The sequence below is a fragment of the Francisella sp. Scap27 genome, assembly GCF_013394105.1.
GTDB classification, from domain to species: domain Bacteria; phylum Pseudomonadota; class Gammaproteobacteria; order Francisellales; family Francisellaceae; genus Francisella; species Francisella adeliensis.
Genome location: NZ_CP041326.1, coordinates 1,247,648 through 1,261,140 on the forward strand (window position 1 = coordinate 1,247,648; position 13,493 = coordinate 1,261,140).

Here is a 13,493-nt window from a genome sequence, read left to right on the forward strand (position 1 = left end):
TAATCAAAGGGATTAAAATATGAAAAAAACTATATTTATAAGTTCATTATTATTGTCTATTTCAGCCTACTCAAAAGATAGTAATTTACATTATGAAAAAGCTGTATTTGCAGGAGGATGTTTCTGGTGCTTAGAATCAGATTTTCAGTATATGCAAAATCATACAAACCTTAGCCATGGAGGTATTAAACAAGTAGTTTCTGGATACGATGGAGGCACTAAAAAAAATCCTAACTATAAAACTGTATCGGCAGGAGTTACAGACTATAAAGAGTCTGTAGAAGTTATATATAATCCCGACAAAATAAGCTATAAAGAGCTTGTAGAATATTTCTATCGTCGTATTGACCCTACTGATAAGAAAGGACAATTTTGTGATAAAGGAAAGCAATATCAGTCAGCTATTTATTATACTAATGAATCACAACATAAAATTGCTGAAGAAGTTACTAGGAAGCTGAAAGAAGTGTTTAAAAAAGTTGATAAACCAGTCTACACTCAAATACTAGCTTCTACAAAATTTTACGATGCTGAAAAGTACCATCAAAACTACCATCATAAAAACCCTAAACGCTACTGCTATTATCGTACAGGATGTGGTAGAGATGTTAAAATAAACAAAGTCTGGCAAGATATAGACTGGCAATACAGTAAAGTAGTTCCATTTAACATACCAAGTAGTTATGCTGCTTGTTTAACGAGGTAGAAAGAAAAATGACAGATTTACAAAAAAGCATAGCTTTTATACAAGAAATAGATAAGTTAAAAAGTGTTTATAGAAGAGCACTTATAAAAAGTGATGATAATAGAAGAGAAAATACCGCAGAACACAGTTGGCATGTTGCAATGATGGCATTAACTCTTAAAGATTATTCTATAAAAAAATTAGATATGTTAAAAGTAATAAAAATGCTATTAATTCATGATATTGTTGAGATTTATGCTGGAGATACATTTGCTTTTGGAAGTGATAAAAGCCTATCAGAACAATATGATAAAGAATTAAAAGCATTAGATAAAATTTTCTCATTCTTACCAGAAAAAGATAACCAAGAACTAAAAAAAATATGGATTGAGTTTGAAGAAGCAGTTTCTGCAGAAGCTATATACTCAAAGGCAATAGAAAAATCAGCACCAGTTTTTCAAAATATGCAAAATGATGGTGGAAGTTGGTCACAGAATAAGGTTGCTAAAGAAAAAGTTTTAAAAAGAAATGAAATGTTAAAAACAATAGCTCCCAAACTATGGGACTATGTAGAAGAACAAATAAATATAGCGTATTCAAAAGGCTGGTTAGTTTAAAAAATATAATAAAATTATAAGGATAAGTATGAAAGTAGTTGGAGTATCTACAAAAGTTTCTAATGATAGAGAAGATCTTTTAGAACAAGCATGGGATTTATTTTCTAATAGTGAGGTTTTAGAATATTTACAGGGTAAAAACCTATCACAAGATATTATATCTGTATATTATGAGTATGAAGGTGACTGTGATGATCCTTATACTTTACTTATAGGCTATGAAGTAGATGAATCATTTGAAACACCTCTAGGACTAAATTCCGTTGTTATAAATTTGAATCATGAAATTTATAAACTATCTGAAAATGTTCCTGATGCTATTTTTGATAAGTGGGAAGATATTTGGGATGATACTTCTAGAGAGAGAGCCTATATCGCAGATTTTGATAGATATAACCCTAAACAAGATTATGCTGAAATAGGTGTTGAATATAAATAAGAGTTTTAACTAAAATCCATTATAGGAGCAGCTGTAGATATATTTGTGTTATATGTGCTTATTTGATTAACATTATAACCAAAAGCAGTTGTAGTAAATAATACAGTAGTTATTAGTGTAATTGTAGATATAATTTTTTTCATTTTAATTGCCTTTAGACGGTTTTATATTTATTGTTTTTTTTTGTGATTGTAGTATCTCATGGAACCTTTAAAATGTTAAATAGATAGTTTTTATAGTCTATATAAGAAAAAGTTATATATAGATGTAAAAAAACCTTAAAGCATTAAAGAAAATAATAGTTTATGATAAAAATAGTATTTTTTTGGTAAAATTTAAAAACAATAATATTTAGTCTTTTTCATATTTAAAACATCTTGGGAAAATAGTAACAGACAATTATGATTATACTTGTATAGTATCAGTAGAGTGTATTACAACTCAAATAAAACAAAAAAATAACACTAAATAGAATAAAATAGTTTGGCATAAATGATAGGAAATACATGGCTTTAGCGACTATAAAAGCAATAAAACTTTGAGTTTGAAAAATGTTAAAATAACTAGATATAGTACTTAAGGAAAATATGTAATGAATCAAACTCAATTAGAAATACTTAATTTCTTAAAAAGTGATGAATACATAAGCGGTGCAGAAATTGGTGAGAAACTTAACATAAGTAGAGCAGCAATATCTAAAAATATTAAGTTACTAAATGATAAGTATCAGCTAGAGATATTATCTTCAACTAAAAAAGGTTATTTGTTGCAAGAAAAATTAGATTTATTAGATATTGATAATATTATTGAAAAATACAAAAATGTTATTTATTTTCATAGTATAGACTCAACATCTAACTATGCTATAAAGCATCAAAATAGTTTTTTAGGAAATACTATAATTTTAGCTGAGCATCAGACTAAAGGTTATGGAAGGTTTAATAGAGAATGGGTATCGCCATTTGGCAAAAATCTATACTGTACTATTGTAGAGTATATATCTTTTGATATATCAAAGTTTTCAGGTCTATCTCTTATTATAGCAATTAGTATTGCTAAAGTTTTACAAGACTTAGATTTTGATGTAAAACTGAAGTGGCCAAATGATATTTATATAAATGATAAAAAAGTTGCCGGAGTCATTATAAATATTAGTGGAGAAATCAATAATGAATCTATTTTACATATTGCTTTTGGGTTAAATGTTAATATGCAAAAAAATGATAATATCAAACGCGAATGGACTTCATTAAAACGAGAATCTTCAAAGCATATAGATAGAACAGTATTATTAATTAAACTCATAGAAACAATAAAAAAAGATATAGGTTTGTTTTATAAAAAAGGTTTTATCTTTTTTAAAGATGAGTATGAAAAATTAAACTATATAAAAGATAAAAAGTTTACCATAATGGTTGGAAACCAAAAGTTAGAAAATTGTAAATATGTTGGTTTATCAGATATAGGAGAAATAATAGTAGAAAAAAATAATCAGCAATTTTTATTTTCTTCTGGAGAAATTAGTTTTTTAGAAAGCTCTATAAAATCTAAATAATTAGCATCTTTTTTAATTTTAGTTAAACAATTCATATTTGAAAATTTTTCAATCGTAGTTATTTGTTCGTTTGTATATTTAGTTTGTTTATATTCATTTGCTATCCAGCCTATACATTTTATATTGTGTTTTTTTAACTCATTAATAGTTAAAAGAGTATGATTAATACATCCAACTTGAATATTAGATACTAATAAAACAGGGATATTTAGTTTCTTTATTAGATCAAGTTGAGTTATTTTATTAGAGTATGGAGTTAGTAAACCACCAGCACCTTCAATCATTAATATATCGTAGTTTTTTGAATAGTTTTCTACTACAAATTTCTCTAATTGATTTAAATCTATTTGTTTATTGTTTAAATTTGCTGCTATATGAGGAGCAATAGCCTGATCAAAAGAATATAAGTTTAGATCTTTGGGTAAGTATTCATTATTATGCGCAATAATAATATCTTCAACATCCTCACATAAAATAGAATTATCTTTTTTACCTGAGGCTACAGGTTTCAAACACTTTGAATTAATATGGAGATAGTTAAAAGCTTTAATTAAATTTACGGAAACAAATGTTTTACCAACTTCTGTATCAGTCCCTATTATAAATAGTTTGTTCATTTAAACTCCTTATTTTTATAACATATAAATATACCTACATGGTAAGTTAAACTATATATAGACTTATTTTTAATTAGATTACGAACACTAAAGGCCTTAGAGCTAGAGTTTTTTCCTGTATATGTTGTGATTCCTGTAGACTTAAAATGATTTCTAAGATCACTAAAACAATTAAAATCTAATTTGTAAAAATAACTTTCTTCATGCAGACATATTAGACCGTTGTTTTTCATTAAATTTAGGATGCTCTCTTTTGTTAGCATTTTATTAATGCGGAATATACCTGATAATTCATGAAAATTCTTTTCAAGAAGAGTGCTAAAGGCAAACATAGATTGTTCATTTAACCTCTGGTTTAGGGTTTCTAGTAGTTTATTTAAATCTTTACTCCATTGAAGAGACATATTTGAAAATATAAGATCGTATTTTTGAGTTAGTTTATTTAAATCTTTATCAAAATTTAACTCATGAAAAGTAATATTTTTGTTTTTAGTTTGCTCAGAGATATTTTCGAGAGTTAAATCTATAACATCTATTTTTTTTGCTAAAAATCTACTTTGTAATTCTATAGGCTCGCTTATATCTCTAACACCTATGTTTAAAACATTTTCTATATTTCTTTTTTTCAGGTTGTTTAGGCATTTAGTAATAAGCTTTTCTCTCACATTTGTTTGTACTATAGCATTTTTAGTATATGAATCTGTATTTGAAAAATTATCTTTAATCTTTTTGTATTTATTCATTTTTTTTCTTAAAATTTAGTTATGATATTTATAGCTTTTTCGATTTCACTAAAAGTATTATTAGCATGAATTGATAAACGTAACATTGTTAGATTTTGAGGCACGGTAGGATATCTAAAACAAGATACTTTTAAACTATTATTTTCAAGTTCTTGTTTTATTTGTAGAGCTAAATCATTTTCTTTGATGATTATGCTTCTAATAGGAGAAATATCTGTTGAAGCTAGTAGCAAGTTTCTTTCATTGGATAGTTTATTAAAATATAGGATATTATTCCGTAGATTTTCTCTTTGCTGATTAGCTTCTGCTAAATTATCTAACTGAGCTATAGAGGCCTCTAAAATCAATGGAGGGATAGCTGTAGTATAAATATAACTTCTAGCAAATTGCTGTAAATAATTAGCTATTTCTAATGTAGTGCAGACTACAGCGCCAACTCCTCCAAAAGCTTTACCTAATGGATAAATAGCAATAGGACAGTTATTCGAATTCAAATTATAATGATTTATTAATCCTCGCCCATTATTACCTAACACGCCTAAACTGTGAGCCTCATCAACTATTATTTTATTATCAGAGATTTCAAAAATCTTTTTTAGGTTAGTTATAGTTCCAGTAGTGCTAAAAACACCTTCTGTAACAATGTAACTATTTTGATCGTATATTTTAAGTAAATGATTATAGTTTTGATGTCTGTATCTTTTGAGTTTTACTTTTGATAGGTTTATACCATCAATAGTAGAAGCATGTATAAATTTGTCTGCAAAAAGGGTATTTTTTTCATTAAATAATGTAGCATAAATTGCTAAATTGGCCATATAACCTGAATTAAAAAAGATAGCTTTAGGGTAACCAACAAAGTTAGCAAATTTTTCTTCAAAGTGTTTTGTACTATCGTTATATCCACATACAGCTGCAGAACCTTTGCTACCAAAACCATATTTCTCAAAACCACTTAAAATGCTTTTTTTTAGGTTTTTAGATGAAGCTATATTTAAATAATCACTACTAGTAAAATCGATGTTTGATTTACAGTTATTAGAGATATTTTGATTTCTAATTAAATTTTTTTCTAAATAGTACTTATATTTTTCTTCTAAAAAATCCATTTTATTTATGCCATAGGACTTATCGATAAGCCAAGCCTTTGAATCAAATAATCATCAGAGTTTATAGATGCATTATTTTCAGTTAATAATTTATTACCATAAAAAATAGAGTTAATACCAGCAGTAAAACAAAGCGTCTGAGTTTCAATAGACATATCTTCTCTTCCTGCAGATAGACGAAGTCGAGCTTTGGGAAATAAGATTCTTGTTAAAGCTATAAATCTTACTAAATCAATATTATCAATTTGTGCTTTAGTATACCTATCTCCTAGAGGCGTACCTTTAACAGGTATTAGTGTATTTATTGGTATACTTTGAGGAATGGACGGCAGGTTTAATAATTCTATTAATAAATTTAACCTATCATCAATAGATTCCCCCATTCCTAAAATACCTCCACAACAGACATTTATATTGGCATTAGCTACATTTCTTATTGTTTCTATTCTCTCATCGAATTTACGAGTTGAGATTATCTTAGGATAGAATTCTCTAGAGGTATCTAGGTTATGATTATAGTAATCTAAACCAGCATTTTTTAATTCTACAGCATCTTCTTGGTTGAGTGACCCAAGAGTAACGCATGTTTCAAGCCCTAGATTTTTAACACTAGTTATTATCTCAGATATTTTAGGTAAATCTTTTTTAGGGATATTTTTCCATGCAGCTCCCATACAGAATCTTCTAGAGCCACTTGCTTTAACTTTTCTAGCTTCCTCAAGGATTTCTTCTTTATCGAGTAATCTATGCTTTTCTATACTTGAATTGTAATGTCCACTTTGAGGACAGTATTTACAGTCTTCAGGACAAGCACCTGTTTTGATGCTTTTTAATGAGCATAACTCAATATCATTATCGAAATTCTGTTTATGAATTGTTTGGGCTTGATGTATTAAATCTAAGAGAGGCTTATTGTATATGTTTTTTAACTGCTGGATATTCATTTTTGAAATGTGGTTTATTATGTTGCATATAATCATATCTTTTGGTTACAATGTATGTCAACCATAATCTATACAAAAGGTTTACATTAATGTATAGCACTAATATTTGGCATCCATGTACTCAAATGAAAGATTTTGAGCAATGCCTTCCAATAGATATTTCAAAAACAGAAGGCGGATATATTTATACGAATGACAATAAAAAAATATTTGATGCAATTTCAAGCTGGTGGTGTAAGTCGTTAGGGCATAGACACCCTTATATAGTTAATAAGCTCAAAAATCAGTTAGATAAATATGAGCATACAATTTTTGCTAATACAAAAAACAGCGAGATTGATAGATTTAGCCAAAGAATTTGCAAATTTACTAATATGGATAAGACTTTATATGCAAGCGATGGATCATGTGCTGTTGAGATAGCATTGAAAATGACTATACACCTTAGAAGCTTCCAAGGTCAAAAAAATAAGACAAAATTTGTTTGCTTAAGAAATTCATACCATGGAGAAACACTAGCAACAATGAGTGTAAGCGATTGTGGCTTGTATTCAAAACCATACTCTCAGTTTTTATTTGAAAGTATTATCTTAGAAGATATCCCATACATTACGGGTAAAAATGACCCTTTATGGAATAATGCCGATGCATATTGGCTAAAATCTAAGCGTATTTTAGAAGAGAATAAAGAAAGTATAAATGCCCTTATTGTTGAGCCTATATGTCAGGGTGCTGGAGGAATGATGATGTATAGCAAAGATTACTTAAGTAAATTATGTCAATGGTGTAATCAAAATGATATATATGTCATTTTTGATGAAATAATGACAGGTTTTGGTAGATTAGGTAAACTTTTTGCTTATGAGTATTTGGATGGTTTTGAATTAGATTTTCTATGCATTTCCAAAGGATTAACTTCTGGAGTAATTCCTTTTAGTGTGACTTTAACTAAGAATAAGTATTATGATCAATTTTATGATGACAGCATATCAAAAGCATTTCTTCATTCTCATACTCATAGTGGTAATGTTTTAGGGGCTGTTGTTGCTAATGCTGTATTAGACATATATAGAGATGAAAAAATATTAGATAATATTAGTAAATTAGAACAACAATTTTCACAAAGTTTTGAACGTATTAAAAAAGAGACTGGCTTTATAAAAAACATTAGAAATATGGGTGGTATAATAGCCGCTGACTTAGGTACTGATATAGATAGGTTTGGGTTTAAAGTATATCAAGAAGCATTGAAGCTAGGGGGATTGTTAAGACCTCTTGGAAATACTGTTTATTGGCTCCCACCTCTTAATTCAACTATAGATGAAATACTTACATTAGAACAAATAACTAAAAAAGCTATAATTAATGCAATGAAAAGTATTTGAGTTATAAAAAAGTATGATTTACCATCCATTTAGTAAGCATTATATCTGCTGCTCTTTTAAACTATTTAAGGTCAAAAAACATATATTATATCTTTGATAGATATAACCCTAAACAAGGTTGTGCTGAAATAAGAGTTGAATATAAATAGTGGGTTTAACTAAAATCCATTATAGGAGCAGCTGTAGATATATTTGAATTATATGTGCTTACTTGATTAACATTATAACCAAAAGCAGTTGTTGTAAGAATAGTTGTTAAAAGCATTGTTATAATAGTAAGTTTTTTCATTGTTAAGTCCCTTTTAAAATCTATTTAATATTTATAGTATGTAATTATAGTAACATTATATTTAATAAAATTAAATATATATTTTAAATATTTATATAAAATTATTTTTTTAATCTTAAAAATCATAGTTTATTACTAAAAATAATAAGAAATTTAATTATAAAGATAAGGCTTACAGCTAAAAAAGTTAAGTAATTAAAGCTTTGTAGGATTTTTTGTAAAAAGAATTAGATAGTTGGAATAAGCTATATATTTTACAGATGTTTAATTAATTTTTAATGTAAGAAAGTTGTAATATTTTATTTCTATTAAATAGAGTGCTTTTTTATTAAAAATAAAAAGTATATGTAAATAAGTATAGTCTCAAATAACAGTAGCAAGTAATAAAACTCAATACTTAAGTAAAATAAAAAATTGAAAAAAATAGTAAGTTATATATCAAAAAAAAGATATGTAAGCTAAAATTTCTAGTATCTAACTCTTATTAAGATATAAAGAAAACATATGAAATATTTTAATAAACTTTTATTAGTTTTATTTATTTTAACATCAACAAGCTTAATAGCAGAAGAAGTTAAAAAAGTTGATGAAATTAAAACTGAAAAAACCAATTCGATGCCAGATCGTATTTTAGGTGGTTTTTTAGATATAAGAACCCCAGGATCAGCTACAAGAGTAAATATCGAAAAAGTAAAAAAAGATGGTTACAATTTGATTATAGCTGGTTTTGGAGAGGTTTATGGGACAGATATAGGTTTTAATTTATCAGGTAATAACTCTAATCTAAGCATGCAAACGGCTATTGGAAAGATACGTCAAGCAAAGAGTTTAGGTTTAAAAGTATTTTTAGGTGTTGGAGGTAGTCCAAACACTTTTCATCCAGGTGTTAAAATTAATGATCCAGATCCGAAAATATTAGGAAAATCAATAACAACAAAGCAAATAAATACTTTAGCTGCAAATATAGTAAAATTTCTTAAAAAATATAATCTTGATGGTATTGAGTTTAGTATAAGAAGATATACCTCAGCATCTTTTATTAACGATTTGACAGGTAAAATTAAAGAAATTGATCCTAATCTAATAATAGCAGCAGAACCAGAAATTAATGACTATAAGCTTGTAACTACTGGTAGAAGTAATGATTATGATATGGCTATTCAATCAGGAAATATTAGTTATTTATTTTTACAAGAATATAATATTTACCCTCAATATGATCCAAACTATATTGCTGAAAGTTATAGTAAAATAATTAAAAACTCTAAAATTCCACTAGAAACAAGAATATTGATAGAAGAACCTACAAATGCGACAGCTGGTGGTATAAACACTATATATCATCCAGGTGGAGATGGATCTAAATCTTTATCAACAGAGGCTGCAGTGTCATTAATGTTACCCCAATTAGAGTTACTTAAACATAAGCCAAGATTTACAGGTATTGTGGGGTGGTCCTTAAATACGGATTATGCATCTGACTTATATGGAGATAAAAAACATAAGGCAGGAGCATTTGCTGAATCTTTAGAGGATTGTATTTATAACAATATTTGTACTCCTAAGTCTCAAAACTTAATTGGTCCAGTTATTGCTGGTTATTTATCATTATGGGGGAGAAATAGCTCATATAATGTTTCAGGACAACAAATAAATAGCACACCAATAGATATTAAAATGCCAAAGGATCAAGAATACTGTGATAAATATCCTGATGTGTGTAAGTACAACACAATAATAGCTGCTTATTTGACATATACTAATAGTTCAGGGTTTAGATTAACTTTTGATGGAGAAAATGGAAACTCTAAAAAAGAGTATACACCAGAAGAAGTTAAAGAGTTTACCAAGTATATGGGCTCTAAAGGAAAGCATGTAGTAATATCTGTAGGAGGTAAATTTTCACATATAAATTGGAAAACTATAGATTTAGATAGCATAGAAAAAGTAATACAAGAGTATGGTTTTGATGGTATAAATTTTGATTTAGGATATTCAGATATTCCTAAAACAGATGAATTGGTTAATATAGCTACAAAAAAAATAAAGAAAGTAGTAGCAAATATTTCTAAAAATAGGAAAGATACAGATAAGTTTTGGCTAACATTTTCTCCTAATTGGCAGTATGTTATAGCATCTATAAATAAAGACTTAAAAGAAAATACTTTTGAAAACCATAAGTATGTAGAGTTGCTAAACCAAATAGGTATGAACAGTATAGATTATATTTTTCTAAAAACTTATTCAGAAGAAGTTAAAGAAGGGATTCTTGGCCCATATAAAAACCAAAATAAAGAATATCAAAAAATAACACCAAGAGATCAGTATAGTAAGTTTTTAACATCATTAGTTTGGGCGATAACAACACAAGAAGGGTATGATGCAAATCTGACCAAGTATAAGCAAACAGCACTTATAATATCTCCTAAGAAGCTTGTTCTTTTGATACCAGCAACTGAAGGTGCTACAGCTAAAGGTAAGGTTTATATGCTTAACCCAGAAGATATAGATAATGTTGTTAAGGATGCAGAAAAATATAACGCTTCTTTTGGAGGGTTTGCATTATGGAATATGGACTTTGATGCAACTAATATAAAAGAGGGAGATCTAACAGAGAATTATTCTCATCAACCTTGGTCTATGACTAAAATTATAGCTAGTATAATTTTGCCAGAAGTTAAAGGGCAAGTTACGAGCATGCCTAAACCCAAAAAAGTTGTAACAGAAAATAGTTATGAAAGAACTATAGATACGGGAATTATTAACTATCCATATAAACTAGGGACTTATACTGCAAATACAATAATCGAGTTTCAAGGTAAAAAATACAAGTGTTTATCGGCAGATTTAATAGATTTATGTAACAATAATTCATACATTCCAAATGGTTTACATGGATACCTTGCATGGCAAGAGCTTAATAAAAATAATACGGCTAAAAAAGTAGAGTATAAAAAAATCATATTAGATGATGAGACACCAACATATCCAGAGGGAATAGGTGACTATAAACCAAATAGGGTAGTAAAAGCTGGTGATAATAGAACTTTTGAGTGCATAGATGGTAAAGAAACTTTATGTAATAATATTATATACTCACCTACAGGAGATAAAGGCTACCAGGCTTGGAGTGATATAACGTCAGATATCTCTCACCTCGAAGAAACTAACACGGGTCAAAACCAATATAAACCTCAAGGAGCAGAATATATTTATCCTAATGGACATGAAAACTATGTGGGTGGAACAACTGTAGCTATAGGAAATGTGGTTTATAGATGTAAGATTGGGCCTGAATCTAGTCTTTGCCCATTAGAAGCATACTCACCAGATGGTAAATATAGTAGTGATGCGTGGAGTAAAGTATAAAACTACGTTTGAGCTATTAATTACTTTTTTTAGTTATGTTTGCATATTCCTCCGTGATAATAGATGTATTATCAATCCATTTTTTAACCACAGGTCTTATTGCATTAACAAGTTCTTTTAAGAACCTAGAGTTTTTATTTATAAGTATCAACTGAGGCTCTATGTAAAAATAGGCTTCGACATTATCTATAGCAGATATATTCTTTTCTGATAAGGATAATGATTTAGCATGGGAGTAGGGCATAAAACCTATGCCAAGTCCTTTTTGTATTAGCTTTGCTTTATGCAGTTGATTATCAACGGCATATTTCACATTATCAAAAGCAAAGTCATATTTTTCATCATTATGAATATAGTTTAGTATTCTATATGTGAAATCATAATTATTGAATATTAAGGGCATATTTTGTAAATTATTTATGTCTGTGTTTAAAGAATTTTTTTCAATAAAGTCATTAGATGCATAAATTTTTGCTTTTATATTGGCTGAATCAAGAGTAGAGCATACTATCCAGTCATCAGAAGAGATATAGTCAAGGTGTTTTGTATATAATTGAATCACATCATACTTATCAAGTTGATATTCAAAACCAGATAGACTATCAAGCAAATAATCATTTAGAATGTAGTTACAGTTTTGTACACCCAGTTCTTCTAAAGAAGGTATCACATCGTCGATCATATTTTGAATAAATATCGGTGAACCTAAAAGTTTTAAAGAAGGTTTTTCTTTAAAACCATTGTGTTTTATGCCACTTATAGTGTTTTCAAATTCTTTTAGAAGTTGACTACAAGAATGATAGTATTTAATACCGTTAGTTGTTGCAGAAATTTTATTTTGAATATTTTGTATAAGTTTTATGTTAAGGTATTTTTCTAATATTTCAATCTTTGCTTTTATAGTGTTAAGTTCAACCATATAGTAGCTTTTAACAGCAGAATATGATCCTTGTTCGACAAGTCTAACAAAGTACCTTGTGCCTTCTATAATATCTTTACTAATTTGCGATTGAGACATAACTTATCCTTAAAAAAATGTAACAATATTATCTAAATTTTCCCTAGTAGTTCTATAATTATTTACAGGAGCATCTTTATTTTCATAACCAATGGCAATACCACATAGTAAAGTGTAGTCATCATAGCCACCAAGTTCTTTTTTTACTATATCTGGATAGTGACCAAGAGAAGCTTGAGGACAAGTAGCTAAGCCAAGCTCACAAGCAGCAAGCATTATTGATTGGATAAGCATGCCACAGTCCATGTATCCACTTATTCCAGTATTAGGGTATGCAAATATAAATATAGCTGTTGGAGAGTTAAAAGAAAGATAATTTTTTTTCCATTGTTCTATGCGTTTTATTTTGTCTTCTCTTTTTATGTCAAGAGCACCATATAGAGCTTCACCACATTTTACGGCTCTTATTCTTCGTTCACCTTCCAGAGTCGGACCATCGTAGTCGTATTCCATACGAGGAGGTTCTCTGTTATCACAAGCTTGAAGAATTTTTTCCATAAGTTCAACTTTTCGTTGACCACTAACTACAGCTATTTTCCATGGTTGTGTATTTTTACTAGAAGGTGTCCATTTAGCAGCATCAAGTAGCTTAGTTAAAGTATCTTGAGAGATTTTTTTAGGTGTAAACTCTCTTACACATTTACGTTTTTTTAAGTTTTCTATAGAGCTCATAGATATATCTTTCTTACTTATAGCTTGTTATTTATTGTAGCCCCACACTGT

Annotated in this window: 14 protein-coding genes; 6 read left to right on the plus strand and 8 right to left on the minus strand. The window is 28.3% G+C overall.

What is annotated here, in order from left to right:
* Nucleotides 1-19 precede the first annotated feature (19 nt).
* Genes msrA through FLM55_RS06050 form a run of 3 tightly spaced genes read left to right on the plus strand, consistent with a single transcriptional unit; the run spans nucleotide 20 to nucleotide 1,741 of the window.
* The gene (gene msrA / locus FLM55_RS06040) at nucleotides 20-706 is read left to right on the plus strand and encodes a peptide-methionine (S)-S-oxide reductase MsrA (protein ID WP_178948466.1); all 687 of its coding nucleotides are present in this window, start codon (nucleotides 20-22) and stop codon (nucleotides 704-706) included.
* Nucleotides 707-714: 8 nt separating this feature from the next.
* The gene (locus FLM55_RS06045; protein WP_178948467.1) at nucleotides 715-1,302 is read left to right on the plus strand and encodes an HD family hydrolase; all 588 of its coding nucleotides are present in this window, start codon (nucleotides 715-717) and stop codon (nucleotides 1,300-1,302) included.
* 28 nt (nucleotides 1,303-1,330) lie between these two features.
* Nucleotides 1,331-1,741: a GyrI-like domain-containing protein gene (locus tag FLM55_RS06050; RefSeq protein WP_178948468.1), complete on the plus strand. Its 411-nt coding sequence runs from the start codon at nucleotides 1,331-1,333 to the stop codon at nucleotides 1,739-1,741.
* 5 nt (nucleotides 1,742-1,746) lie between these two features.
* Here FLM55_RS06050 and FLM55_RS06055 read toward each other — a convergent pair whose 3' ends face one another.
* Nucleotides 1,747-1,884, minus strand: a complete 138-nt coding sequence (locus FLM55_RS06055) for a hypothetical protein (protein ID WP_178948469.1) — start codon at nucleotides 1,882-1,884, stop codon at nucleotides 1,747-1,749.
* A gap of 449 nt (nucleotides 1,885-2,333) precedes the next feature.
* Here FLM55_RS06055 and FLM55_RS06060 point away from each other — a divergent pair, with 449 nt between their 5' ends.
* Nucleotides 2,334-3,296 carry a biotin--[acetyl-CoA-carboxylase] ligase gene (locus tag FLM55_RS06060; protein ID WP_178948470.1) on the plus strand — a complete coding sequence of 321 codons (963 nt, stop codon included), beginning with the start codon at nucleotides 2,334-2,336 and terminating at the stop codon, nucleotides 3,294-3,296.
* On the opposite strand, the gene bioD is transcribed toward FLM55_RS06060, so the two are convergent.
* The 4 genes from bioD to bioB are packed head-to-tail and all read right to left on the minus strand — an operon-like array spanning nucleotide 3,233 to nucleotide 6,709.
* Complete coding sequence (bioD, locus tag FLM55_RS06065; RefSeq protein ID WP_178948471.1) at nucleotides 3,233-3,913, minus strand: dethiobiotin synthase; 681 nt, start codon at nucleotides 3,911-3,913, stop codon at nucleotides 3,233-3,235. The two genes, FLM55_RS06060 and bioD, sit on opposite strands and share 64 nt — an antisense overlap.
* A complete protein-coding gene (locus tag FLM55_RS06070) occupies nucleotides 3,910-4,656 on the minus strand; it encodes a methyltransferase domain-containing protein (protein ID WP_178948472.1) in 747 nt (248 codons plus the stop codon). The genes bioD and FLM55_RS06070 overlap by 4 nt, the downstream gene beginning before the upstream one ends.
* A gap of 8 nt (nucleotides 4,657-4,664) precedes the next feature.
* A complete protein-coding gene (locus FLM55_RS06075; protein WP_178948473.1) occupies nucleotides 4,665-5,765 on the minus strand; it encodes a pyridoxal phosphate-dependent aminotransferase family protein in 1,101 nt (366 codons plus the stop codon).
* Nucleotides 5,766-5,770: 5 nt separating this feature from the next.
* Nucleotides 5,771-6,709, minus strand: a complete 939-nt coding sequence (bioB, locus tag FLM55_RS06080; protein ID WP_178949080.1) for a biotin synthase BioB — start codon at nucleotides 6,707-6,709, stop codon at nucleotides 5,771-5,773.
* Between the two features lie 89 nt (nucleotides 6,710-6,798).
* Between bioB and bioA the strand changes: the two genes are divergently transcribed.
* Nucleotides 6,799-8,094, plus strand: a complete 1,296-nt coding sequence (gene bioA / locus FLM55_RS06085; protein WP_178948474.1) for an adenosylmethionine--8-amino-7-oxononanoate transaminase — start codon at nucleotides 6,799-6,801, stop codon at nucleotides 8,092-8,094.
* A gap of 154 nt (nucleotides 8,095-8,248) precedes the next feature.
* On the opposite strand, the gene FLM55_RS09500 is transcribed toward bioA, so the two are convergent.
* Nucleotides 8,249-8,383 (minus strand): hypothetical protein, encoded by a 135-nt coding sequence (locus FLM55_RS09500; RefSeq protein ID WP_256868855.1) that lies wholly within the window; start codon nucleotides 8,381-8,383, stop codon nucleotides 8,249-8,251.
* Nucleotides 8,384-8,887: 504 nt separating this feature from the next.
* Between FLM55_RS09500 and FLM55_RS06090 the strand changes: the two genes are divergently transcribed.
* Nucleotides 8,888-11,752, plus strand: a complete 2,865-nt coding sequence (locus FLM55_RS06090) for a glycosyl hydrolase family 18 protein (RefSeq protein ID WP_178948475.1) — start codon at nucleotides 8,888-8,890, stop codon at nucleotides 11,750-11,752.
* Between the two features lie 16 nt (nucleotides 11,753-11,768).
* Here FLM55_RS06090 and FLM55_RS06095 read toward each other — a convergent pair whose 3' ends face one another.
* A complete protein-coding gene (locus tag FLM55_RS06095; protein WP_178948476.1) occupies nucleotides 11,769-12,770 on the minus strand; it encodes a LysR family transcriptional regulator in 1,002 nt (333 codons plus the stop codon).
* A gap of 9 nt (nucleotides 12,771-12,779) precedes the next feature.
* On the minus strand, nucleotides 12,780-13,442 hold the full coding sequence (locus FLM55_RS06100; RefSeq protein WP_178948477.1) for a nitroreductase: 663 nt from the start codon (nucleotides 13,440-13,442) through the stop codon (nucleotides 12,780-12,782).
* Nucleotides 13,443-13,493 lie beyond the last annotated feature (51 nt).